Source organism: Floridaenema aerugineum BLCC-F46 (genome assembly GCF_041929345.1).
Taxonomy (GTDB): domain Bacteria; phylum Cyanobacteriota; class Cyanobacteriia; order Cyanobacteriales; family Aerosakkonemataceae; genus Floridanema; species Floridanema aerugineum.
On the sequence record NZ_JBHFNQ010000130.1, the window covers coordinates 1 to 23,984 of the forward strand.

The window sequence follows — 23,984 nt, forward strand, 5'->3', positions numbered from 1 at the left end:
AGGATGCCCACCCCACAAGAAAGCTATAACTCTTGTGGGGTGGGCATCCTGCCCGCCTTAGTTTTCACTTTATTTATACCTACCTAGTTATAAAAAAATCATCTGTGTTCATCTGTGTGCATCTGTGGAAATCTGTGGTAAAAAAAACCAAGATGATAAACGAAGCCAAAAACTCTCATAAACATCTGCATTCATCTGCGTTCTAAAAAAAATGTCCAACCTCCCACCATTAAACACAGAAACAATTTGGTCGATCGTCAACGAAGAAATTGACACTCAAACAGTTAACCAATTACTTTGGTATTACTTAGGATACCGCTACGACGAAGCAACCGGAAAATGGGATAATTCCGCTGTCGCTGATGAGTGGAAAAACGAATATCCCGAACCTCCAGATTTTATCGGTTGTCGTCCCCCAACAGTTAAATTAACTCGTTCTATTCCCCAAGAAAACAAACAATTATTAAAGGAAAAATTGGGTTTTAAAGGTTATAAAGTTGGGGAATTTAGTCCTGAACAAGCTAGGAGAGCAACAGCGGCTAATTGGTTGTTGAGTTATATGGAAATTCACGGTAATTAATTATTTCTAATAACTCATTCATCAATTCAATATTAGCCGCACCAATCAAAGTGGTAGCAGTATAATCAAAAGCTTTACCTGTCAATTGTTGAAATACTGCACCCGCTTCTTTGGCAATCAAATATCCTGGCATAATATCCCAAATATCATAAGAATAAACTAAGTAAATATCGCTTTTTCCAGAGGCGAGAGAAGCTAAATCATAACAAGCTGCACCCCACATTTTTAGCCTATTTATGTGATTAGCGATCGCACAAACTCCCCCCAATCTAACTCGGTTTTTAAGAGCGCGATCGCTTCCCTTACTAAAATCTCCCATTGAAACGATCGCCTGACTCAAATCCCTACAAGAACTAACGTAAATTCTCTCACCATTCAAGTAACTCCCTTGATTCACCGCAGCAGAATACATCTCCTCAAGTTCCGGTAAATAAATCGCCGCTACCACAGGTTGTTTATTAATTAACAGCGCCATTTGAATTCCATAAATCGGAATCTTTCTCGCATAATTACTAGTTCCATCCAAAGGATCAATTACCCAAGTTCTCTCATCAGTGATGTCTGCTATATGTGTTTCTTCCGAAATAATCTGATCCTTGGGAAATTTACGCACCAACTCATCAACTAAAAATTTTTCAATTGCATAGTCGGTGGAAGTTACATGATCAAATTCACCTTTTTGATACACATTTGCTGGCGCTTCTCGCACTTTTATATACAAGCGAGAAGCTTCTTTGATGATCTGGGTAGCAAATTCTAATTCTGCTGTAAAAGTATCAGCCATAAAAGATTATTTTTGAAAAGGTGCTGATGACGATCGCTTCCTGAATATAAATATATGCTAAAAGGTTGGTGATGGCAATTTATCAGAGCGAAATTGAAGAAGAATTGGGGATTAAAGCAGATGAGTGGATAGCTTTGGGTGCGATCGATCTAGACACTTCGATCGTTCACTGTCCAGTACATTTATTTCTGGCAAAACAGTTAACATTTACTTCCACTCATCAAGAAGGAACTGAAACAATAAAAACCCTCAAAACTTCTTGAAATCAAGCAATAAAAATGGTCAAGGATGGCGAAATTACTCACGCACCAAGCTGCATTCTAATTCTCAAAAGTTTTATTGAGAATGATTAATTACAACTTATAACCAATCTTTCGCAAAAATTCCTTTCTTGCAGTTACATCATCTGGACTTTCCACACCTTTGGGTGAAAAACCATCAACAACCCCTAAAATTCCCCGTCCTTGTTCTGTTTCGGCAACTATTACTTGCACAGGATTTGCTGTAGCACAATAAATCGTGCAAACTTCCTGACACTGTTTAATTGCATTTAAAAAATTAATCGGAAAAGCTTCTTTTAAAAGAATCACAAAACTATGTCCGGCAGCAATATCCTGTGCATTTTTAGTAGCAGTTTCTTCCAAAGTTTTTTCGTTTCCTGCTACTCGAATTAAGCATGGCCCAGAGGCTTCACAAAAAGCAATACCAAACTTTACCTGTGGCGAAGTTCCCACCATTATTTCATACAAATCTTCCACTGTTTTAATAAAGTGGCTCTGACCAATAATGATGTTACTTCCTTCAGGAATTTCTAGTGGGATTGCTTTGAGTTCCATCGTTATTTCCTTTACCTCGCTAACTAAAATTTACTTTTATATCCTAAGTTTTTGGGATGTTACTAATCTTCTGACCAATCTTCTTGACCTAGTAAATCAATGATGCGATCGCGCAGCAAATACCCGTTAAACTCCAACTCTCGTTCCACATATACCCACTCTCGCGCCGGAATGAATTGACATAGCGTATAAATTGGCTGACTACGGCTGACTATTCCTTTTTTGACCAGATCTCTTGCTTCTTGTTGAATCACTTCTATGTCATAGCGAATCGTAGTAATCATAATGTTTAGCTATCCTTTCTTGGTAAATTATGAGTAGAAACACTCAATCTTTTGGTTCACAATTAACTCTAGCAAATTTATGTCAGAAATTGGTCAAACATTAACAAACTGACAGGGAAAGTCCCAGTCAGAATGCTGATGCAGAAACGATTAGTGTAGAAAAAATTACCAAATTTTACAAATCTTATTCCCCTGAGAGCATTTGCGGGAATATTTATAGTCAGCTTCATGGCAGATTAATTAACTTATAACCGAAAATCTATGATAATTTTTGGCTAATTTTATGAGATTTCCTGAACATTTAACATTTCTGGATCGAGGGGTAAAATAAACCAAAAAGTTGTCCCAGATCCCAATTCACTTTCTACGCCAATAGTGCCGCCATGTGCTTGAATAATATGATAACAAAGGTACAATCCTAAACCTAAACCAACAGACTGACGTTTTTGTTTTCCTTGAAAATAGAGATCGAAGATTTTGTCACATTGTTCTTTGCTAATACCTACGCCGTTGTCAGCGACGGTACAACGTAACCAGCCATTTTCCACTTGAGCATCTAAAGTTAAAGAAAATCCTGGTGGGTTGTGTTTTAATGCGTTACCAATTAAGTTCTGATAAACCCGAACTAAGTGGAGAGAGTCGGCTTTAATTAAAGGTAAGTTGGGGGAAATAAGTAAACGCAATACCACCTGTTCTTTATCTAACATTGGCTGCAAATCTATTAATGCTGATTCTACCAATGACTTTAATTCTAAAGTTTGATAATTTAACTTCAATCCCCACACTTCTGCCGCATGAGTTTCAATTAAAGAATTAATTAACCCTAACTGTCGCTCGTTACTTTCTTGCATCCTTTCTAAGACTTTGCGCGGAAGTTGAATTGTTTCCCCAACTTGATTAGTTAAATTATTTAATACCATTTTAGTCCCAATTACCGGATTTCTTAAATCGTGAGAAACCGCATGAAGGAACACATTTAATTGTTGGCGTAACTGAGTTTCCAAAGCTTTTAATTGAGCATTTGCTTCTTGTGCTGACAAACGATGGCGAATTTCTTCTTGCAGTTGGGAATTTTGTTGTTGTAATTGTTTTTGCAATTTTCTAATATTCAAATGAGTATTTACTCTGGCTAAAACCTCTTCTACCTGAAAAGGTTTTGTAATATAATCAACTCCGCCAGCTTGAAAAGCTTTTACTTTATCAAAAACATCATCCAACGCACTAATAAAAATTACCGGAATATCGCGAGTTTTATCTATTTTTTTTAAACGGTGACAAACTTCATAGCCATTCATATCTGGCATATTAATATCAAGCAAAATCAAATCCGGTGTTACTACCTCTACCGCTTGTAAAGCTCTTTCTCCATTAATCACTTTCCTTGTCTTATATCCATTTTCAGTTAACATTACAGATAACAGACGCAAGTTATCAGGGGTATCATCAACTAATAAAAGATCGGCTGAGAAAGGTTGAGAAGTATTCATCGGTAAGGGTTACTACTGTTTGAGGAATTAGTTAGTGGTTAGCTGAGGATTAAGAACTACAACTAACTACTAACCAGTTTATCCTTAAAAATTATAGCTGGTGCGAATTACTCCGACATATTGAGTATCGTTCCTACTGTCGTTTTCTGGATTAAAAATTACCCAGAAGCCAGGAGTAACAGTTATGTAATTATTGACTTGGAAGCGGAAGAAAGCTTCTACGTGGCAGGAAGTATCCCGCTCTTTACGAACATCGCTGTTAGTTACTCGTGGCGGTAAACCAACTAAAATACCTGGTAAGTTGCCTTTTTTCCCCACATCTGGAAAAGAAATCCCAACAGCACCAAACCAAATATCAGCATCCCTACCTTTGTTGACTAAAGTGGTAAAGTCTCCACCCCTACCATTAGGTATATTACTCAAACCAGAACTTTCTGCTTGAGCATTTATATAACCTCCCCAACCATGAATTTGAAAGTTAGGAGTAAAGCGATAATAAGCTTGAATTCCAAAAGTATTGCTGGATGTAGCTATGTCATCTCCAAACGGACGACTTGCTAAAAAACTGCCTGTACTTCCGGTGAGATCGACGAATCTTCCTGGTGCATAAGCACGGGAATATGATACACCGATCGCACCCGAATTTCCATACAAAGCTAACTGAGCCATAGCATTATATTTACCATTAAACAAACCATTCCCATTCACAGAATTAGCCGGATCTCCTGCTAAATAACCCAAAGTAAGAATGACATTTTTGCTAAAGTTAATATTGGTAGCAATACCACCGCCTCCTTGCCGGAAAAATGGACTATATTCACCAAATTTAGAAGGGATTCCGCGAGCATCATCAGCAATTCCTGGAGGCGTAATTGTATCAGTAATGTCAGTGTAACCTACTCCAGTAGGTCCGATTGTAAGTGTCACCAATGAACTAAGGGGAGTTCGATATAACAAATGAGGAATGAAAACTCTGTTGTCAGTCGCGGTATCAAAATTTAGACTAGTCATATTCGTGCCAGTTACTTCAAAACTAGGACGAAAGTTACCCACTTCTAAACGAGTTCTGAGTAAATCCTTGCCAGTAAAACTAGTTTCTAAATTCAATCTAATCCGATAAGCAAAAATGGTTTGAGATCGATCGGAATTACTACCAACAGCATCACCAAATGTATCTTGAATTGCTGTAATTACTTCGGCATTTAATTTAGTAGTAGGAGAAAATTGATTTGCTTCTATGTTAGTAATACGCGCTTCTAAAGCGTCAACTCTACCGCGCAAAGTCGCTAGTTCCACAGCAAATTCTTCTTGTAATCTGCGGATGCGATCGAAATCTTCTTTACTTACTCCTTGGGGTAATGTAGCAATTAATTCTTGGATTCTATCTAAACAACTGTTCAATCCAGCAGCAAATTCATAGCGTGTCATCGCCCGATTGCCACGATAAGTTCTTTCTGGGTATCCTTCAATACAACCGTAACGTTCTACCAAAGATTGTAATGCTTGAAATGCCCAATCTGTTGGTTGCACATCCCGCAATTGGGAAACCGAAGTTACTTGATCTATTCCGTTAGTATTAGTATCGGATAATTCATCTAATTGTGAAGAATCTGTTTCTAAAGAATCCAGTGGTGTCGCCCAAGTTGTAGGTGCTACCAAAAGGGTAAATAGAAGACTAATTACCAAATATTTTTTCTGCATAGCACTCCTAACAAGTACTAATTGTTAGGATAGAGCAGGAAAACAAAAAAATTTCATTTCAGATACAAATCATTAAATTTATGCTCAAAATACGCTGTGAGGTGTGTTGATTATTAGACATCTCCAAAAAACCTTGGAGAGACTTTATATATAACGTCTCTACAAGGTTTTTTGGTAATGCACTTTTAATTTCTGGAGATGTCTATTGATAATTTTCTAGCTTAACTAAGGACTGCTTTAGTAATATCACTAATCGTATCTAGGCGATATTTATCAATTAAATTTGATAAAGCTTTTGCTAAATTATTATGCTCTTGCGGAATTTGTTTAATCAATTCTTCAGCAAAAGCATCATCACCACTAACAGATGCTTGGTGTAATTGGGAAATCCATTCTAATGGCATGACTTGTAAAGCTTCGGAAGTTAAAACAAATTGGGTATTCGAGATTTGATTACTGTTAGTTAAGTCGGGATTTGTTACCTTTTCTTCTTCATAGATATAACGCAATCCTAAATGTTTTGCCATTGCTTCCCAAATTGTTGCTTCTCGAAAAGGTTTCCTGACAAAATCATCGCATCCTGCTGCTAAAACTAAAGAACGATCTTCTTCTAAGGCGCTAGCAGTAACGGCAATAATAATTGTATTTTGTCCTTTTGGTTGGCTTTTAATCCTTCTAGTGGCTTCGTAGCCATCCATTACAGGCATTCGCATATCCATCCAAATTAAATGGGGTTGCCATTTTTCCCATTGAATAACAGCTTCTAAACCATTTTCTGCTTCTTTAATTTCAAATCCCAAAGGCGCTAATAGCTGATTTAAAAGTAACCGATTATCTTCTATTTCATCAACTATTAAAATCCGGTATTTTGGTTGGTTTGGTGCTAAACTGATGACTCTTTTCAGGAGTTTTTCATTGGGAATATTAGTAGCATTACCAACCTCTACTCGAATATCAAATTTAAAGTTACTACCTTCATCTAGTTTACTTTTGACAACAATATCTCCTCCCATTAATTGGACAAACTTGCGGCTAATAGCTAGTCCTAAACCTGTACCTTGTTGGAATTTTCTCCCCATTTCTGTTTGGATAAATGGATCGAATAGTTTTTCTAGTTCATTTTCAGAAATTCCCGCACCAGTATCTTCGATTTCAAAAGTTATTAAACAAGTGAAACCATCTAATTTTCTATTACTTATTCGTAAATTAATTCCGCCTTCTTGGGTAAATTTAATCGCATTTCCTAGCAAATTAATCAAAACCTGACGTAATTTATTTTCATCGGTTTTTATATATTGGGGAACTTCAGGAGATCGATCGCATATCAACCGCAAACCTTTAGCTTTAGCTTTCAATTGCAACATCTCTTCTAAAGTATCAAGTAAATCATATAAATCAAACCAATTTTCATTAAGGATAATTTTTCCGGCTTCAATTTTCGACATATCTAAAACATCATTAATCAAAGATAATAAATGCTCACCACTGCGACTAATGATGTCTAATTCTTTAGCACCAGAAGCAAAAGCGGGATTTTTTGCCATCAATTGTGTAAAACCCAAAATCGCATTTAATGGCGTTCTCAGTTCGTGACTCATGTTAGCAAGAAACTGGCTTTTGGCTCGATTTGCGGCTTCTGCGGCTTCTTTTGCTTGCTGAAGTTGCATTTCTGATTTTCGCAATGCTTCTTCTGTTTCTTTGCGGCGAGTAATATCTTTCACCGTTCCTTCGTAGTAAAGTAAATTGCCTTTTTGATCTCTGACAGCACGCGCATTTTCGGAAATCCAAATAATGCTGCCATCTTGCCGATAAATTTGCGCTTCAAACTCTAATAATACTCCCTGCTTTTCTAGATTTTCAATAAAATTTTCCCGGCTTTTCAAATCAACATAAAGTTGTTTAGCATTAAGGTTTTCCATTAAGGAATCGGGCGAATCATAACCATAAATTTGCGCTAAAGCTGGGTTAGCACTAATAAAAACCCCGTCTATTGTGGTTTGGAAAATGCCTTCTGTGGCATTATCAAAAATGCTGTGGTATTTTCTTTCTGATTCTTTTATTGCGGCTTCGGCACGTTTGCGTTCGCGTAGCGCAGCTTGCTGTTCGCTAATATCCCGAATCACAAAAATCGATCGCTGCCAATCACCAATATCAATTAATTCAATGGAAATCAATGCCGTAAATATTTCCCCGGATTTCCTTCTAAATAATACTTCTTGATCTCGGACTGACTCTCCTCTTTGGACTTTTTCGATGAAGCCAAAACGTTGTTCAGGATTTACCCAAATATTTAATTCTAATGTCGTCTTACCAAGGGCTTCTTGTCTAGAATAACCAATAATTTTAGGGAAAGCATCATTAACTTCAATCATTAATCCATTGCTAGGATTAGTAATCACAATTACATCAGGACAAGCTAAAAAAGCTTTAGAAAATTTCTCTTCTGAAAGTCGCAGTTCCGCTTCGATTCTTTTACGATCGTCAATTTCTGATTGCAACATCGCGTTAGTTTCTTTAGTTTTGGCGATCGCTTCCCTTAACTTACTCGGATCGCGCATTAAAATAAACACCTGAATCCCACTAACTAACCCCAAAACTCCGCCAATTATACTAATTAAAATATTTTTTGGTGCGATCGCCTCCCATCCCTGTTTCGGAATCGCCGCTAATTGCCAATAACCATTAGGCAAACTAACTTTTACTATCACCGGATTTTGCTGAAAAATTTGCTCATCTCCCAAAAATACTTGCCCTTTTTCTCCCAATCCATCTTTCCCCCGCAAGGCATATTTTAAAGTCGTTTCTTCGTCTAAAATCCCTGCTTTTTTATACAAATTTTCCGGGTTAATTACAATTCCCACAAATCCCCAAAACTTACCACTAGCAGGTTTATCTTTGGCTGGAGTTACAAAAACTGGAGTATAACTAATTAATCCTATACCTCCTTCTATTAATTTAACAGGGCCAGTCACCATAGTTTTTTTAGTATCAATTACTCGCTGCATTGCTTGCCAGCGATCGGGAATTTTCTTTAAATCAGTTCCAACTATATTTTTAGTTACTTCCGGTGGATAGCCAAAAGCAATTACACTACCTTTAATTGCACCAATCGAATAAACATCTTCTTGTTCTAAAACTACCCTAGCAATCTGATTAAATTCGCTCGCTGTAACATTAGGATTAACTGATATATAAGCAGCTAAACCACTTTTTGTTGCTAATTGGGTATTCAAAGCATTTTCCAATTTTGCCCTCACAGCATCGAGTTTATTTAATACCTCAATACGCTGGCTTTGGCGGTATTGCTTCTGTTCAGTTTTCGCCAAAAACCAGACTCCGCTTAATATCAATATTGCTGTAGAAACTGCTGCTAGGTAAGGTAAAATTTTGGCATTCATTGGAAAACCCCAAGACTCATACGCTCAATCAGATTGGGCAATTCTCGTTAATAGTTCATGCTTAACTTCTTTAATATTACTCCTGAAAATGTCTACTTGATAACGCCGCAGAGTTTGACTCCACTTTAACTGCAAATTTCCCAATGGTCTTATTTAATTAGACTGATTTTTCACCAGAGATAAACACAGATGGGATAACTGATTTTATGCAATATATTAATCCTCTTCCCCAATCCCTAATCCCCGATCCCCAATCCCTTTACAATTTCCATCCTAAGCGAGTAGGCTGTTGATAAATCCTTTTCAAAGTGTTAACATCTCTCTGAGAAATTGGCTGCGAATCGCGAACTTGAGAAAAATATAACGCATCGGTTTCTACAGGACTGTGACCCCAAATACCTAACGCATGACCGAGTTCATGGCGCATAGTTGGTAAAATGTAATCACTTACTTTATTGGGATTTACTTGAATGGTAAATCTTTGAGATAAAACTGTTTCGCCTTTGGCAGTTTGACGGCGATAAAATTCATAACGTGCTTCAGCAGTACGGGCGCGAGGTAACTGAAATCTTCCTGTATTGCGATCGAAAATTGGTTTCCAAGCTGGCGCAGAACGCCAAATTAAAATATCCGCAATATTAGAATCTTCAACAACTTCTAAAGGTAAATAAATATTCCATTCTTTAATAGCTTCCCATGCCGCATTTACCCATTTTGTAGGGGCGGATTTCGTTAATTCTTTTGCTGTTGGTACGGGCGGGTTTTGTTTTAATTCTTTGGCTGCGATCGCTAAATTATCTGCTAAACCCGCCCCTACTTTATTTAAAGAAACTTCCTGAGAATTTTTTTCCGGTTCCACAAATACTTTAATTGGAAATTGTGACCAAACTAAATAACCAGCTGGCGTTGGCTTAATTTCCGTGAAATAATCACCACTTTTGCTGCTATCTTGCCATTGCGCCAAAGCGGGCGGTAAAGGATGAGGTTGCAGCGGTGGTAGTTTCTCTTCCCCCCAAACTGCAAAGGTGAAGACGAGGATGCAGGTAAAAACTGCTAAACCTAGAGTCCAGAGTTTACGCATCCTGTTCACCTTTTTAACGAGGGGCTAACCAGTTGGCGCTTAAAACGATGGTTAAACCCATAAAAACGATCGTCAGTGCCCAAGTTACACGGTTAAGAGTGGTTTCTGCACTCTTGGTGCTGCTAAACAATTGCGCTTGTCCACCAATAGCCCCAATTCCATCTCCTTTGGGACTATGCAGCAACACTAATACAATCAAAGCTAGGGCGGAAAAAGCCCAAATTCCCTCTAAAACAGTAATAACAGTCATTGGTGATTGATGATGGGTAATGGGTGATTGGTGAGCAGCGAATCTCAAATTTTAGACTTGGAAATTGTCGATCGCAAATTGAATCGCCAATTCAAAATCTTGAATTTAAAATCGCCCATTACCCAATTATAGGGAAAGTCGGACAGGGGTGCGATTGGCTTTCATTTGATACCCTGCCGGAAGGATCATCGATCGACCTGTCATTTCCGGGGGTTGCGGGATCTTCAAGATTTCCAGAATTGTCGGTGCAACATCTGATAACCGACCATCTTCGCGCAAGGGAACTTCTGTTCCATGTCCGGGAATTTTCAACCCTTCGCCTTCAACTAGGATAAAGGGAACTTGGTTGGTTGTGTGAGCAGTCCAAGGATTGCCGTTTTCGTCATACATCAATTCAGCATTACCGTGATCGGCAATAATAATCGCCGTACCACCAGCTTTGCTAATGCTTTCCAGCAGTTTTCCCAAACATTTATCTACCGTTTCTACAGCTGTAATGGCTGCTTCCATTTTTCCGGTATGTCCCACCATGTCTGGGTTAGCGTAGTTGATCACGATCATAGAATAGATGCGTTTTTCCACTGCGCCGATCGCCACTTCTGTAACAGCTTGTGCGGACATTGCGGGGGCGCGATCGTAAGTCGCTACCATTGGACTTTGTACCAACTCCCGGTCTTCACCCGCTAATGGTTCTTCTAAACCACCATTAAAGAAGTAAGTAACGTGGGCATATTTTTCCGTTTCCGCCGTGCGAAGCTGCTTTAAACCACGATTTGCAATTACTTCCCCTAACAAATTGGACAAGTTTTGCGGTTCAAACGCTACCAACACCGGAAATTCTGGGTCGTACTGCGTAAAAGTGGCATAACTTAAGGGCTTTATTTGTTCTCTGGGAAAACCGTTAAACTCTTGACTAACAAAAGCGCTGGTAATTTCCCTTGCTCTGTCAGGACGGAAGTTAAAGAAGATGATACCATCTCCAGATTCTACCGCTCCCGGAGCAACGCGAGTTGGGAGGACGAATTCATCAGTTAGGTCAGCGGCGTAGGAATTGAGCATTACTTCTACAGCACTCCGCCCATCACCTTGACCATCTTGGGTCATCATATCGTAGGCTTTTTGCACTCGATCCCAACGCTTATCCCGATCCATTGCGTAGTAACGACCGCAAATGGTTACAATGCGTCCTATACCAATGCGATCGATATGGTTTTGAATTTGTTGAATTACTTCTACACCATCTTTCGGGTTAGTATCCCGACCATCTGTAATCGCATGAACACAAACTTCAGATACACCTTGCACTTTCGCCAGGTCTAGCAGTCCTAATAAATGGCTGATATGAGAATGTACGCCACCATCGGAGCACAAGCCCATTAAATGCAGCTTACCTCCTCTACTTTGTACTTCCTGACAAACTTGTACCAAAGCTGGATTTCTCAGCAAAGAACCATCTTCCACCGCATCAGAAATGCGAACTAATTCTTGCGGTACTACCCGTCCAGCCCCAATGTTCAGATGCCCCACTTCCGAATTACCCATTTGACCTTCTGGTAGTCCCACTGCTTTCCCAGAAGCACTAATTAGGGTGTGGGGATAAGCTGCCCACAGGCTATCCATCACGGGTGTTTTTGCCACAGCAATGGCGTTGCCGTCAGTTTCTTCACGAAATCCCCAGCCATCTAGAATTATTAGCACCACTGGAGAGACGGGCACTTGAGCCATGATTTAATCACTCTTAGTTCAGATATTCATCCGAAATCATATCATTTTGTTATCTCAAAGAAACTCAGTAATAATTGCTATTTGTCAAGACTTACACACATAACTTTGTCTAGCACTAATAAAAACTCAGGTTTGTTTTATATTTAAATTGCTTAATTTGTCTATCAGGAATTATTCCTTTAATTCTCTCGGAGAGTTCCCCTGCTTGCTTAAATGGGTGAATGCACAGAAGACTTCTGGACACTGAGCCAACTTTTGGCGATCGCCATATAAGTTTTAGCCGACTGTTCCGAAACCTGACAATTTGCATTTAACCAAGCTAACCATTCTGACTCAGGTAGTAAACTCTGGGCTCGCAACAACCATTCTCCAGCATTTCTGGCGTGTAACATGGCGGCGGCTGGTGTAGTGAGCGATCGCTCATATTCCCGATTAATCAAATCGGCTAATTCTAACAACTCTCCCCAGTAAGAAATCTCTTCTTCTAACACCTCAACAACTGCTGTTACCGTCTGCATTTCGGGAATTCTTTCCCCAACAATTGGCGTAATAGATACTTCTTCTTTTTCCGCAATTTCCGAACTTTTTACAGGTAACAATACTTCGGGAGCAACTGCAATAACTTGCTGCTTAGTTTCCTGAAATCGGGGATTTTCCAGAGCAATTATCCGACCATTCCAAATCGGATGGTCAGCAATATTAATTTGAACTAAATCCTCACCTTTTTCATACCAATGTAACACCGGAGACATAATAAATTTTAAACTATCATCTTGAATAATCCCGCCTTCCACTAATCCATCCATAACAAATTTAGCCGCCGCAGAAATATTATCAGGATCGCGGCGAAAATTTTTAATTTTCCAGATAAACTCAACCCAAACTCGGTCAGGAAACTGCTTCCGACCAAAACATTCTACAGCAATTCTATTTGTCCAAGCCCGCTTTTCTTTGGCACTGGCATAAACATTGCTTCTGGCAGTGCCAATAATTTCATTTAATGTCGGGGGAAGAGGGAACACAAATTTTGACAACATGAATCTTTTACCGCTTTGCCAAGTCAGATGATATGGTATCTTTTATTGAAGATCTCAACTATAGTTCATATCTTAGGGTAACAAAGTGAACATTTTAACTACTGAGCAAGGAGAAAAACTCAGAGAAATAGGAAGCTATCTCCGCAGATTAAGAAAAGAGCAGTCAATTTCTTTAGACGAAGTGGCTGCCAATACATACATTCGCGCCAGTCTGTTAAAGGCGCTAGAAGAAGGAAAACAGGAGAGTTTACCTGAACCAGTTTATATCCAAGGGTTTATCCGGCGATATGCAGATTTTCTGGACTTAGATGGTAACGCTTTAGCCATGACTTTTCCCATAGAATTAGCACCAATAAACTTGAGCGATCAATTATTAGATGCGGAAGTAATCGGCGGGAAAAAGTATGATGTGAATAATGATGCTGAAAGCGCCAAGGAAGATTCGGCTACCTCTACCGAAAAATTTTCCCTACCCTCCTTACCCGAAGAATTTTCCATCCCTTCTATTCCCTACTTACCTTACATTTTGTCAGTAACACTAATAGCAGTGGCGGGAATTTTATACTTACTAAATCGTCCGCAAACATCGCCATCTGTTGTCCACAATAAACCATCATCAACTGTCGAACAAAAACAAGTAGAAAACACTTTAGCACCAGTCACCCCCAAAAGTAATCCTGATTCGCCTACCATTTCTACACCATCTCCGACTCCAGCGCAACCAGTTGCCGCAACACCAGAAAACACTGCGCCCAACACACCTATTCAAGTAAGCGCCCAATTTCAAGATGATTCATGGATGCGAGTAACTGTTGATGGCAAAGTGGAATTTGAGGGAGTTATATCTAAGGGAACACAACAATCTTGGACTGCTAAAGAAAGAATTGTCATTCGAGCGGGTAATGCGGGTGGCGTGTTAGTTTCTGTGAATAACCAAGAAGCAAAAGCTCTCGGAGAACCAGGTCAAGTAGCACAAGTTACTTTCACTCCCGAACAGTAAGCTGTTAGTTATTTAAGTGCTTGTTGAGGCAGCAAAAAAGCAAGGGTGCAGGGTGGACAGGACGCAGGGAGAAGGTTTGAGTGTTTTTCCGAAATTTCCCAAATATGTGAATTAAATGCCTAAAAGCTTAGTTGAGTAAATAAATATGAGTGTATTTCGTGTGGGAATTGCTGGCCCTGTGGGGTCAGGAAAAACTGCTTTGGTTGATGCTTTGTGTAAAAATTTGCGAGAAAATTACAGCATTGCTGTAGTGACAAATGATATTTATACTCAGGAAGATGCTCAGTTTTTAGTGCGTTCTCAAGCTTTAGAGCGCGATCGCATTTTAGGCGTAGAAACAGGTGGTTGTCCCCACACTGCTATTCGCGAAGATGCTTCGATTAATCTGGTGGCGATCGAACAACTGGAACAAAAATTTACTAACCTAGATTTAATCTTTGTCGAAAGCGGCGGTGACAACTTAGCCTCCACCTTTAGTCCCGAATTAGTAGACTTAACAATTTACGTTATTGATGTCGCCGCAGGTGATAAAATTCCCCGCAAAGGTGGCCCCGGAATTACCAAATCTGACTTAATGGTAATTAACAAAATTGACCTCGCCCCAATGGTAGGCGCAGACTTAGGAGTAATGGAACGCGATGCCAAAAAAATGCGCGGCGATAAACCTTTTGTCTTCACCAATTTAAAAACCCAAGAAGGACTACCCAAAATAGTTGAATTTATTCGCTTGCACATGGGGAAGTAGAGACAAGGGGACAAGGTGACTCTTGGGACTCTTGGGACTCTTGGGACTCTTGGGAAATTATTTAACTCAAAACTTTCTCTTTAACTCAAAACTCTGTAGGAGCAATTCATGAATTGCCCCTACAACTCAAAACTTCTCCCAGTCCCCTTCTTAAGATTTTATTAAGAAATGTAACGACAAGTATCAGAAGTTAACTATCCTATTCAGAGTAACAACCCTCAAAGTTAGCGACTGAATAGGGAGCTATTGATGGAATTTTTCTCGAATACCGTTGCATTATCACGCGCCCAGTTTGCGCTGACGGCAATTTTCCACATGCTCTGGCCTGTGCTGTCTACAGGCATGGTGATATACTTGGTCGTTGTCGAGGGACTGTGGCTGAAAACTCGCAACCCTGACTACTACTACCATGCCCGTTTTTGGTCAAAGCTCTACATTCTGAATTTTGGCATTGGTGTCGCCACAGGAATTCCGATGGAATTTCAGTTTGGGACGAACTGGGCACCTTTTTCGGAAGCTGTAGGTAATTTTTTCGGCAGTGTAATTGGTTTTGAGGCTTCTTGGGCGTTTATGCTGGAAGCGGCTTTTTTAGGAATTATGGTGTTTGGTTGGGAAAGAGTCAATCCTGTCATTCATTTTTTATCTACAATTTTGGTTGCAGTTGGTGCGAACCTTTCTACCGTTTGGATTTTGACTGCTAGTTCTTGGATGCAAACACCTTCAGGTGGAGAATTAGTCAATGGCAAATTTATTGTCAGTGATTACTTTCAGGCAATTTTAAATCCTTTTGCAGCAGTAAGTGTTTCTCATATGTTTTTGGGAACTTTAGAAACTTCGCTGTTTGTAATTGGGGGAATTAGTGCTTGGTACATTTTCAATAATCGGCAACCTGCTTTTTTTAGCATAGCTTTTAAGATTGCTTTATTCTCTGCGATCGCTGTTGCACCCCTACAAATTTACTTCGGACACTTAAGCGGCGAACAAGTTCTCCACTATCAACCATCAAAATTAGCCGCAATGGAAGCACAGTGGGAAACTGTACCTGCTGGACAACCTGCTGATTGGAGTTTTTTGGCAATTCCTAATGAAAAAGCCGAAAAAAATGATTGGGAAATTGCCATTCCCAATGCCTTGGGTTACATTTTGGAATTGAAACAAAATCTCTCCGCACCTGTTAAAGGTTTGAAGGAATGGCAACCAGAAGATCGTCCTCATTTAATTGGTCTAATTTATTATGCCTTCCGCGCAATGGTGGGAATTGGATTTTTCCTAGCAGGATTAATGTTAATTACCACTTTGTATTGGTTGTTGGGTAAACTTTCACCAGAAAACATAGCCAAACAAAAATGGTTAATGGGTGCTTGGATTTTATCTGCACCTTTGGGATATATTGCCGTAGAATCTGGTTGGATTGTGCGTTGTGTGGGTAGACAACCTTGGACACTTTACGGACAAATTCGCACCGTTGATTCTGTTTCCAATCTTCCTCCTAGCAATGTATTAACTTCTTTGACTGGTTTTGCTGTAGTTTACAGCGTTTTGTTCTTCGCTGTTTTGTATTTTGGTAGTCGCATTATCCGCCGAGGGCCAAGATTAGATTTGCCAATTCCCGGAGTAGAAGTTACTCGTCCTGCGATCGAAACAACACCCGGAGAATTTGTTCCCGATGAACGCCCTGTAGAAGCACAACAATAGATTTTTTTAACCACAGATATCCACAGATAAACACAGATAAACACAGATGAAATATAGCAATTCTCCTCTTCTTCTCTGGAGTGTCCTCTGTGTCTAGAGCGGTTCAAAAAAATTTGTAGAGACGTTATATATAACGTCTCTACATGATATTATGACTCACTGCAAAACCGGAGTAAAAAATGGAAACTCTCAGTTATTTTCTCCCACAAGTTTGGTTTGGAATATTAGCATTATTCCTCTTCCTTTATGTCATGTTAGATGGCTTTGATTTAGGGGTGGGAATCCTATCTGTCACCGCTTCTTCCGAAGAACGGCGTAGCATTTTAATGACCAGTTTAAGCAACATTTGGGATGCTAACGAAACTTGGTTAGTTCTCATGGGTGGCGGTCTTTTTGGTGCATTTCCCCTCGCTTATGGCACGATTCTCAACGCCCTATATATTCCAATTTTGCTGATGGTTTTTGGCTTTATTTTTCGGGCGGTGGCGTTTGAATTTCGCGAACAAGCAACACGCAAATTAGTTTGGAATTATGCCTTTGGTGCTGGCAGTTTTTTAGCTGCACTTGGTCAAGGTTTTTCCCTTGGTGGTGTGTTAGCTGGAATTAAAGTAGATGCAGCGGGTCATTTTATTGGTGGGACTTGGGATTGGTTAACTTGGCAATCAGTATTAGTCGCTTTGACTTTGATTCAAGGTTATGTTTTGATTGGTTCAACTTATCTGATTTGGAAAACCACTGGAGAATTGCAAACAACTCATTATAAAACTGCTACAATTGCGGCAATTACAACTTTGATAGGGGCAATTTTAATTACGATCGCAACTCCCATATTTTACGAATACGCCAGAGAACGTTTGTTCCAAAAACCACAAATTTACATCTTTTCCTTAATCCCCATTTTGGGAGTTCTGTTAATTGGTTTATTGCTGAGAAGTTTGGGGCGGAAGGAAGAGCGATCGCCAATCCTTTGGACAATTCTCCTTTTCTTGTTGACTTTTATCGGCTTGGCTTTGGTAGTTTTTCCTTACATCATTCCGACAGAAATTACCATTTACGAAGCATCTGCTGACCCCAGTTCTTTAGTTGTGATGATCATTTTTATCGGGGCTTTAATTCCGGTGATGTTGTTTTATAACATCTATCAGTATGTCGTCTTTCGCGGCAAAATTACTGGTGGAAGTTATGGCGAATAACTCAACTTGCTAGTTACATAGATTGTCGCTTAGATCCGAACTAACCCCCCATACATTGGGGGGAAACAGACAAAGCTTCGCTATTAATATCACGGAAAACCTAATATCTCCCCTTCAGCCGAAAAAATCTACTAAAAGCTAGAGAAAAAATGTCTATTCGGCTAATTATCATTATGGTGTCGCTTTTCAAATTTCCGGGAAATTTAGGTATTATTTATGACTCAAAAATTAGATTTTCAGTACTTTCAGGGTAATTCTTTTTCTGACCTGTTTGCCGCAGACATTACCGATGGTGATTATGCCTTTATTTTACATTACCCGGCAACTGCTAGTTGGGCTACTTACCCCAACACGAAAAAATATTACATTCAAGATGGTAGCGATGAATCTACGAAAACTTCTTATGATAAAATTTCCCAGAAAGAACCTTGGAAAAATCTAGCTGTATTGGGCGATAAGATGGCGGGAATTACTGTTAGACAACCAAGGAATATATTAGTTGATTATTGGCGAGAACATTTTGGTTTTCAATATGAAAATATCGAAGTGATACAGCGATCGGTTTATTTAGATTACTTGAATCAAAGCGATCGCTTCCACAAAATCCTCACCCTCTTCCCCTTTGATGGATTAGTTCCTGAAAAACACGCCGTCAATCCTGATACTCACTATCGTCTATTAAGTAAAGCTAGTTTAGCTGAATTAGGCGTAAATTGTCCCAAATATAAAAGTTACAATTTGCGGGAAATTAGCCTCGATGATATTGAGTTATCCCAAGAGTTTCCCTACTTAATTAAAACATCTCACGGACTCTCAGGCGAGGGAACTTATATTATTAAAAATCCTAGTGATTTAGGATATTGTTTGCTAGAGGTGGGAAAATATCTAGATATCAATCTAGTGGATACAATTATTGTTTCGGAGTTTGTCAAAGATGAGATTGAAAATTACTGCGTGCAATTTTATGTTAACAAGGCGGGAGAAGTTTCTTTAATTGGTGTGACTGGACAGTTGGTGACTCCAGATGGTAAATATTTAGGCGGGTTAATTCGCTATGAAGAAACCGATATAACTAAGTTTTTTGAGATGATTTCTGCGATCGCTAATTACGCCCATCAACAAGGTTATTTTGGTGTCATTGGTTGTGATGTCTTAGAAGATAAAAATGGAGAACTGCACGCGATCGATGCTAATTTTCGCGTTAACGGTTCAACTCCTTTATGTTTACAACGTCACACATTATTAAACTTAGGAAAGCAAGTAGCAAAATATTCCAGTGATTACTGCATGAATGGCACATTAGATTCTATTTGTGCAACTTTAAAATCAGAATTAGAACGCAAAGACTTTCTGATATTATCCGCTTTAGAAAAAGTGAAGTACGGCAAAATTTACACCGAAATTTATGGGATAGTTGCCGGGGAAACTATTGAAGATATGCAACTAATTGAACAAAAATTACAGAGTAAAGGGTTGTGCTTAACTTAAGTTTGGGTAATTACAGATCCCCGACTTCTTGAAGAAGTCGGGGATCTGCGGGAATCTACTAATGTGCTTGAGCGGATATGAAGGAATAATAAAGGCAACATCTACTATTCAAATCATATACCGCAAAGACGGATTCCCCTGCAAATAGGGAACTTTTACCATGTCTACAATCGGGGTAACAATCACCAAGAGATTTTCTTTGAGCGTGAGAACTATATTTATTTTCTCCGCTTGCTAAAAGAACATTTGATCGCCAATGTAGTAGATATTGTTGCTTACTGTTTAATGCCGAATCATTATCATTTTTTGGTTTATCTGAAAGATGAAACCCTATCTGATGCAATGAAATCCCTCTCACTTTCATACACAAAAGCAATTAATAAACGTTTTTGATATTGACAGATCGAACTATAGCGATCGCTAGGTTAATAAAACTCATTGAATCAACCCAGGATGAATCCACTCGATTAGAAGCAGCTTATCGATTAGAAAAGATCGATCCAGGTAATTCCAAAGTATTAGCAGTGTTAGTAGAACTGACCCAGCTTTTTACCAAGCATGGCACAATATTTGATCTAGTCCCCGCAGGTGGACTTTGTTTGTGTAGACACGGTTTCAACCGCCGATTCTTATCTTAAACACCACGCACTAAAATTACGGTACAATCACAACCACGAGCGATCGCTTCTGGAATATTCCCCTTAATCACTTGTTGCAATAACCCATCCCGACTCGCCCCTAAAATAATCGCATCACATTGATCTTTACAAGCAATATCAATCACCGCATCTGGTACAGAAGCAGCACACACAGGTATAGTAATTACCGGATGATTAATTCGATGAGAAAGGAACTTAGCGGCTTTTTCTAAACCTTTAGTATCAGGTAAAGATTTCGATTTAGAAAATACCTGAGTTATTCTCACTTCGCAATCATTGGATAGTTTACACAAAGCTGGTAAAAGCTCAATTGCTTCTTGGGCATTTGGCCCGCCTGCTGTGGGTAATAACCAACGATTAAATGTTAGTTGATCCTTGGTTAATTCGACTTTCTGATTAAAAGATAAAAAGCCATTAACAGAGGTAGAATGACCTAATTTTACGACTATCGTTTCACAAGAAGCTTGGCGAATTACAGTGTCAACTACATGACCAAAAATGCGACCTCTAGTGGGCGGAGTAGGATTCCAACCCATAACAATTAAATCTATATGTTCAGTTTTAATTGTTTCTAAAATTGCCTGTGCTGGGTCGTGGGCAACGCGAATTTGAGTATGCACAGGAATATCCCATTTTTTCGCTATCATTTCTGCTTGACGCAGCAAACGACGGCTTTTTGTAGTTCTGACTTCTGCTTCTGAAGGGGCGGTATGACGGGGGGCAAGAATAACTTGTAAACAGTCTAATTCATAATTGCGATCGCGTGCAATTGCCGCTGCTATTTGTAATAATGATTGTGCCGTTTGGGGGTTAGCTAAAGGCACAAGTAAACGCCCTTTACCTGTACTTGGCGATCGCGTTTGGTAAACTATATAAGATGGTTCTGGTTGTGGGCCTGTTTGCACTCCCACTAAATGATCCGCTTCCGCCCGAATAATATCTGCCCTCGTAATAATTCCTACTAATCTGCGACTTTCTACCACTGGTAAACGACTTAATTCATAACGATTTAGCAGGAAAAGTACATCTGCAAGCGAGGTATTTGGCTCCACAGAAATCGGTTGAGGAGTCATAATTTTATCTAAAGGCGTATTAAAATCTAGCAATCGCTGACCAATTTTTGATAAATCACTTTGGGCAATAATCCCCACTAATTTACCATTATCGACAACAGGAAAACCGCGATGATGAGATTTAGAAAAAGCTTGCAAAACTTCATCTAAAGTCATTTTACTAGTGAGAGTTTCTACCCGTCTTTGCATGACATCTTCGGCGGATAGTTGTTCTAAAAGTCCTTGTTTTGGTGTTTCCTTATATTTATCTAAATCAATCCCATTCCATTCTAATATGCGATCGTACAGCGATCGCGGCATCAACACTTCCGCCACCCAAAAAGAAGTACAAGCCGCAATCATCAAAGGTAACACCAAATTAAAATCAGTCGTCATTTCAAACACAATCACAATAGCCGTGATTGGTACTTTAGAAACCGCACTAAAAAACGCCCCCATTCCTGCAAAGGCGTAAGTCGTTGGTGTACCAAATCCTAAAAAATATTGACTTCCTAACCCGATCAAATAACCTAAAGTAGAACCCAAAATTAGCGATGGTGCAAATAATCCTCCCGGAGTTCCAGAACTAAAGGCAATAATAGTTAATATAAAATGCGCTAAAAATACTTTAGTAGCAATAGACCAATCAGCGTTACCAGTTAATACAAACTCCCGCAATCCAGAGTTATCCCGGAAATAAATTGGTAACATCGCGATTACTAATCCAGAAATTAAACCAGCGATGCCAATGCGCCAAGGTAAACTTAACTTTAATTTATAACGCCAAAACCTCAAAGCCCAGAAAATTCCTTGACAAAATAGCGCAGAAAATACCCCTGCCAAAACACCTAAAAATAAGAAACTGGGAATCTCTGGGAAGGAAAAAGTGCTTTTACTGGCGACTAACTCCGTTGTTAATTCTAAACTTCCACCCCCCAAAAGTCGCGACACTACACCACCGATAAAAGACGCGAGGATTGCTGTTCCCAAAGTAAAACCTGAGACATCGTGCAAAAGTTCTTCCACGACAAACAAAACCCCCGCTAGAGGGGCATTGAAAGCAGCAGCTAAACCTGCACCAGCACCACAAGCAATTAATTGTTTTCTATGTTCGGGAGATGTGGGTACCCATTTACTCATCTGGGCGGCTAAAGCTGCGCCTACTTGCACTGTCGGCCCCTGTCGCCCTACAGTCATCCCAGAACCTAGAGCGAGAATGTTGCCTAAAAGCTTGACAAAAGCTACACGCCATGATAAAGACATGGGAAACCCGGCGAGGGCAGCTTTAACTTGGGGAATCCCGGAACCAGAGGCTTCAGGGGCGAATCTTTCGACTAAAAAGCCAGCTAAAAATCCGAAACAAAAACCAATTGCAGGCAAAGCAATCCAAGGGGATAAGTAATATGAAATGCTGACTCGCCATCCCCCAAGCCATCCTGAGCTAACTTTAAGTAGGACTGATGCTAAGGCGGCAACTAATCCAATTAAGGAAGCTTCGATGATTGCTAAGCGTCTCGTTGGTCGTAATAATTGACGCATTGGTTTGAGGATAAAGAATCACAGCTATAAGTAAAAGTAATGAAGTTTAGATCCTTCATTATTATTACTTTATCTTTAAATGCTGCTAACTTTTACCAGTAACAGATAATCCTTCGACAATTATGGAAGGAGTGTAGCAGTAACCGTTCCACTCGGCATCGCCACCTAACGCGACTACTTGTTTTAGTGCGGTGTAGACGTTGCCTGCCACCATTGTATCTTTGACGCGACCGATTACTTTGCCTCGTTTTACCCGATAACCGAGTTCGACGTTGATGGAAAACTCGCCAGAAATGCCAGCGCTACCGCCTAACATTTGGTCTACGATTAAGCCATCTTCCATCATTTGAATTAAGTCGAGCATTGTTCCAGTTCCGGGTTTGATCAGGAGGTTATATAAGCTGGGGGTGGGGTAGCTGCCTAAACCTGGACGAAAGCCGTTTCCGGTGGTATCGGCACCGAGATGGCGACCTGTGGTTCGATCGGTGTAAAACAGTTGCAGGATGCCATCTTTGATGAAAGTTAAGGGGTGGGTGATTGTACCTTCGTCGTCAAAGGGACAGCTAAAAGGGCCGATATCTGGTTGTTGGTAAAGGGTGATACTGTTGTGGGTGACGGGTTGGCAAAGTCGATCGCTCCAAGGAGATGCAGCTTCTAAAACTCGCTTACCATTTAAAGCCGCAGAAACTGTTCCCCAAAGCATATCAGCAGCTTTAGCGGTAAATAATACAGGTATTCGACCTGTGGGTGGGGCGACATTTTCTTGTGCCCATTCCAACCGTTCGATGATTTGTTGGGCTAATGATTCGGGAGTGAGAGTGTTACGCTGAGTTTGACCATCGGAAACGCTTAAGAAATCATCCCCTCTGATCCATTCAGCAGCTAAGTAACAACTGAGGGTGGTATCTGTGTGGGAACAGTCAAGTCCTTTGGAGTTGATTAAGCGGGTGCTTTCGACTTCGCATTCCCACTCGCTACTTACCAGCACTTCTGGATAAGAGTCGCGGATGTGGGCGATCGCTTCTTTGCCCCACTTGACTAACTGTTCTACCTCAACTGTGCTACCTTCATCTGGGTAGGTTTGCTTGGAACCGCTGATTAGTTCTATGGGTTCTGGGTGATTAAGCACAGAAAGCGCGATCGCTCTTTCCACTAAAGCCGCTGGTTCCACTGTACCGTAAGCCACCGCTAAACCGGGACGACCATTTTTCCACAGTCGCAGCGCTGTACCTTCAGATTGAGCTATTTCCAACTGTTTAAGACGATTAGCCTCAAAAAATACTGGTCTAGAGAGCGATCGCGACTGATAAACCTCAGCTGCTTCTGCTCCGGCTTTTGCTGCTAGTTCCAGCAATTGTTCTGCTAGTGCCTCTGACTGCCAAATTTCCGAACCCATACAAGCAAGCAAATTTTTTTATTAGAATTTAGATTCTAAATTGAATTTAAAACC

At 39.9% G+C, this 23,984-nt stretch carries 20 protein-coding genes and 1 pseudogene; 9 read left to right on the top strand and 12 right to left on the bottom strand.

The window, feature by feature from the left end:
• Positions 1-211 precede the first annotated feature (211 nt).
• Positions 212-580: a DUF1823 family protein gene (locus ACE1CC_RS17180; RefSeq protein ID WP_413271652.1), complete on the top strand. Its 369-nt coding sequence runs from the start codon at positions 212-214 to the stop codon at positions 578-580.
• Here ACE1CC_RS17180 and ACE1CC_RS17185 read toward each other — a convergent pair.
• Positions 540-1,364, bottom strand: a complete 825-nt coding sequence (locus tag ACE1CC_RS17185) for an inositol monophosphatase family protein (protein ID WP_413271653.1) — start codon at positions 1,362-1,364, stop codon at positions 540-542. The genes ACE1CC_RS17180 and ACE1CC_RS17185 overlap by 41 nt on opposite strands.
• Before the next feature lie 71 nt (positions 1,365-1,435).
• Between ACE1CC_RS17185 and ACE1CC_RS17190 the strand changes: the two genes are divergently transcribed.
• Entirely contained in the window at positions 1,436-1,627 is a 192-nt protein-coding gene (locus ACE1CC_RS17190; RefSeq protein WP_413271654.1) for an NUDIX hydrolase, read from the top strand.
• A 90-nt stretch (positions 1,628-1,717) separates the two neighbouring features.
• Here the strand turns inward: ACE1CC_RS17190 and ACE1CC_RS17195 are convergent, their stop codons facing one another.
• The 9 genes from ACE1CC_RS17195 to ACE1CC_RS17235 form a co-directional block, all read right to left on the bottom strand.
• Positions 1,718-2,200: an adenosine-specific kinase gene (locus ACE1CC_RS17195; RefSeq protein ID WP_413271655.1), complete on the bottom strand. Its 483-nt coding sequence runs from the start codon at positions 2,198-2,200 to the stop codon at positions 1,718-1,720.
• Between the two features lie 62 nt (positions 2,201-2,262).
• Positions 2,263-2,484 carry a DUF4327 family protein gene (locus tag ACE1CC_RS17200; protein WP_413271656.1) on the bottom strand — a complete coding sequence of 74 codons (222 nt, stop codon included), beginning with the start codon at positions 2,482-2,484 and terminating at the stop codon, positions 2,263-2,265.
• Positions 2,485-2,765: 281 nt separating this feature from the next.
• Positions 2,766-3,971 carry a hybrid sensor histidine kinase/response regulator gene (locus ACE1CC_RS17205; RefSeq protein ID WP_413271657.1) on the bottom strand — a complete coding sequence of 402 codons (1,206 nt, stop codon included), beginning with the start codon at positions 3,969-3,971 and terminating at the stop codon, positions 2,766-2,768.
• An 84-nt stretch (positions 3,972-4,055) separates the two neighbouring features.
• Positions 4,056-5,672 (bottom strand): iron uptake porin, encoded by a 1,617-nt coding sequence (locus ACE1CC_RS17210; RefSeq protein WP_413271658.1) that lies wholly within the window; start codon positions 5,670-5,672, stop codon positions 4,056-4,058.
• A gap of 221 nt (positions 5,673-5,893) precedes the next feature.
• Positions 5,894-9,070, bottom strand: coding sequence for a PAS domain S-box protein (locus ACE1CC_RS17215; protein ID WP_413271659.1), 3,177 nt, complete (start codon positions 9,068-9,070; stop codon positions 5,894-5,896).
• Positions 9,071-9,329: 259 nt separating this feature from the next.
• Complete coding sequence (locus ACE1CC_RS17220; RefSeq protein WP_413271660.1) at positions 9,330-10,151, bottom strand: peptidase; 822 nt, start codon at positions 10,149-10,151, stop codon at positions 9,330-9,332.
• Between the two features lie 13 nt (positions 10,152-10,164).
• On the bottom strand, positions 10,165-10,401 hold the full coding sequence (secG, locus tag ACE1CC_RS17225; RefSeq protein WP_413268052.1) for a preprotein translocase subunit SecG: 237 nt from the start codon (positions 10,399-10,401) through the stop codon (positions 10,165-10,167).
• 126 nt (positions 10,402-10,527) lie between these two features.
• Positions 10,528-12,126 carry a 2,3-bisphosphoglycerate-independent phosphoglycerate mutase gene (gpmI, locus tag ACE1CC_RS17230; protein ID WP_413271661.1) on the bottom strand — a complete coding sequence of 533 codons (1,599 nt, stop codon included), beginning with the start codon at positions 12,124-12,126 and terminating at the stop codon, positions 10,528-10,530.
• 209 nt (positions 12,127-12,335) lie between these two features.
• Positions 12,336-13,163, bottom strand: a complete 828-nt coding sequence (locus tag ACE1CC_RS17235) for a RusA family crossover junction endodeoxyribonuclease (protein ID WP_413271662.1) — start codon at positions 13,161-13,163, stop codon at positions 12,336-12,338.
• Between the two features lie 85 nt (positions 13,164-13,248).
• On the opposite strand from ACE1CC_RS17235, the gene ACE1CC_RS17240 reads away from it, so the two are divergent.
• The 7 genes and pseudogenes from ACE1CC_RS17240 (at position 13,249) to ACE1CC_RS17270 (ending at position 19,922) form a co-directional block, all read left to right on the top strand.
• Positions 13,249-14,163 carry a helix-turn-helix domain-containing protein gene (locus ACE1CC_RS17240; RefSeq protein WP_413271663.1) on the top strand — a complete coding sequence of 305 codons (915 nt, stop codon included), beginning with the start codon at positions 13,249-13,251 and terminating at the stop codon, positions 14,161-14,163.
• Between the two features lie 145 nt (positions 14,164-14,308).
• A complete protein-coding gene (ureG, locus tag ACE1CC_RS17245; protein ID WP_413271664.1) occupies positions 14,309-14,908 on the top strand; it encodes an urease accessory protein UreG in 600 nt (199 codons plus the stop codon).
• 249 nt (positions 14,909-15,157) lie between these two features.
• The gene (locus ACE1CC_RS17250; protein ID WP_413271665.1) at positions 15,158-16,603 is read left to right on the top strand and encodes a cytochrome ubiquinol oxidase subunit I; all 1,446 of its coding nucleotides are present in this window, start codon (positions 15,158-15,160) and stop codon (positions 16,601-16,603) included.
• A 179-nt stretch (positions 16,604-16,782) separates the two neighbouring features.
• Positions 16,783-17,796 carry a cytochrome d ubiquinol oxidase subunit II gene (locus ACE1CC_RS17255; protein ID WP_413271666.1) on the top strand — a complete coding sequence of 338 codons (1,014 nt, stop codon included), beginning with the start codon at positions 16,783-16,785 and terminating at the stop codon, positions 17,794-17,796.
• 216 nt (positions 17,797-18,012) lie between these two features.
• Positions 18,013-19,284 (top strand): ATP-grasp domain-containing protein, encoded by a 1,272-nt coding sequence (locus tag ACE1CC_RS17260; protein WP_413271667.1) that lies wholly within the window; start codon positions 18,013-18,015, stop codon positions 19,282-19,284.
• A 117-nt stretch (positions 19,285-19,401) separates the two neighbouring features.
• Positions 19,402-19,674, top strand: a pseudogene (locus ACE1CC_RS17265) (transposase); the annotation flags it as partial.
• 5 nt (positions 19,675-19,679) lie between these two features.
• Positions 19,680-19,922: a hypothetical protein gene (locus ACE1CC_RS17270; RefSeq protein WP_413271668.1), complete on the top strand. Its 243-nt coding sequence runs from the start codon at positions 19,680-19,682 to the stop codon at positions 19,920-19,922.
• Here ACE1CC_RS17270 and ACE1CC_RS17275 read toward each other — a convergent pair.
• Together ACE1CC_RS17275 and ACE1CC_RS17280 are read right to left on the bottom strand one after the other, a co-directional pair.
• Positions 19,919-22,534, bottom strand: coding sequence for a chloride channel protein (locus ACE1CC_RS17275; protein WP_413271669.1), 2,616 nt, complete (start codon positions 22,532-22,534; stop codon positions 19,919-19,921). The two genes, ACE1CC_RS17270 and ACE1CC_RS17275, sit on opposite strands and share 4 nt — an antisense overlap.
• Before the next feature lie 85 nt (positions 22,535-22,619).
• Positions 22,620-23,930: a TldD/PmbA family protein gene (locus ACE1CC_RS17280; RefSeq protein WP_413271676.1), complete on the bottom strand. Its 1,311-nt coding sequence runs from the start codon at positions 23,928-23,930 to the stop codon at positions 22,620-22,622.
• Between the last annotated feature and the right edge of the window lie 54 nt (positions 23,931-23,984).

Excerpts from the sequence above, each read along its gene's own strand:
- ACE1CC_RS17200 (WP_413271656.1), bottom strand. The coding sequence starts at position 2,484 with ATGATTACTACGATTCGCTATGACATAGAAGTGATTCAACAAGAAGCA.
- ACE1CC_RS17180 (WP_413271652.1), top strand. The coding sequence starts at position 212 with ATGTCCAACCTCCCACCATTAAACACAGAAACAATTTGGTCGATCGTC.
- ACE1CC_RS17250 (WP_413271665.1), top strand. The coding sequence starts at position 15,158 with ATGGAATTTTTCTCGAATACCGTTGCATTATCACGCGCCCAGTTTGCG.
- ACE1CC_RS17255 (WP_413271666.1), top strand. The coding sequence starts at position 16,783 with ATGGAAACTCTCAGTTATTTTCTCCCACAAGTTTGGTTTGGAATATTA.
- ureG (WP_413271664.1), top strand. The coding sequence starts at position 14,309 with ATGAGTGTATTTCGTGTGGGAATTGCTGGCCCTGTGGGGTCAGGAAAA.
- ACE1CC_RS17195 (WP_413271655.1), bottom strand. The coding sequence starts at position 2,200 with ATGGAACTCAAAGCAATCCCACTAGAAATTCCTGAAGGAAGTAACATC.
- ACE1CC_RS17215 (WP_413271659.1), bottom strand. The coding sequence starts at position 9,070 with ATGAATGCCAAAATTTTACCTTACCTAGCAGCAGTTTCTACAGCAATA.
- secG (WP_413268052.1), bottom strand. The coding sequence starts at position 10,401 with ATGACTGTTATTACTGTTTTAGAGGGAATTTGGGCTTTTTCCGCCCTA.
- ACE1CC_RS17260 (WP_413271667.1), top strand. The coding sequence starts at position 18,013 with ATGACTCAAAAATTAGATTTTCAGTACTTTCAGGGTAATTCTTTTTCT.
- gpmI (WP_413271661.1), bottom strand. The coding sequence starts at position 12,126 with ATGGCTCAAGTGCCCGTCTCTCCAGTGGTGCTAATAATTCTAGATGGC.
- ACE1CC_RS17280 (WP_413271676.1), bottom strand. The coding sequence starts at position 23,930 with ATGGGTTCGGAAATTTGGCAGTCAGAGGCACTAGCAGAACAATTGCTG.
- ACE1CC_RS17275 (WP_413271669.1), bottom strand. The coding sequence starts at position 22,534 with ATGCGTCAATTATTACGACCAACGAGACGCTTAGCAATCATCGAAGCT.
- ACE1CC_RS17210 (WP_413271658.1), bottom strand. The coding sequence starts at position 5,672 with ATGCAGAAAAAATATTTGGTAATTAGTCTTCTATTTACCCTTTTGGTA.
- ACE1CC_RS17220 (WP_413271660.1), bottom strand. The coding sequence starts at position 10,151 with ATGCGTAAACTCTGGACTCTAGGTTTAGCAGTTTTTACCTGCATCCTC.
- ACE1CC_RS17205 (WP_413271657.1), bottom strand. The coding sequence starts at position 3,971 with ATGAATACTTCTCAACCTTTCTCAGCCGATCTTTTATTAGTTGATGAT.
- ACE1CC_RS17185 (WP_413271653.1), bottom strand. The coding sequence starts at position 1,364 with ATGGCTGATACTTTTACAGCAGAATTAGAATTTGCTACCCAGATCATC.
- ACE1CC_RS17190 (WP_413271654.1), top strand. The coding sequence starts at position 1,436 with ATGGCAATTTATCAGAGCGAAATTGAAGAAGAATTGGGGATTAAAGCA.
- ACE1CC_RS17235 (WP_413271662.1), bottom strand. The coding sequence starts at position 13,163 with ATGTTGTCAAAATTTGTGTTCCCTCTTCCCCCGACATTAAATGAAATT.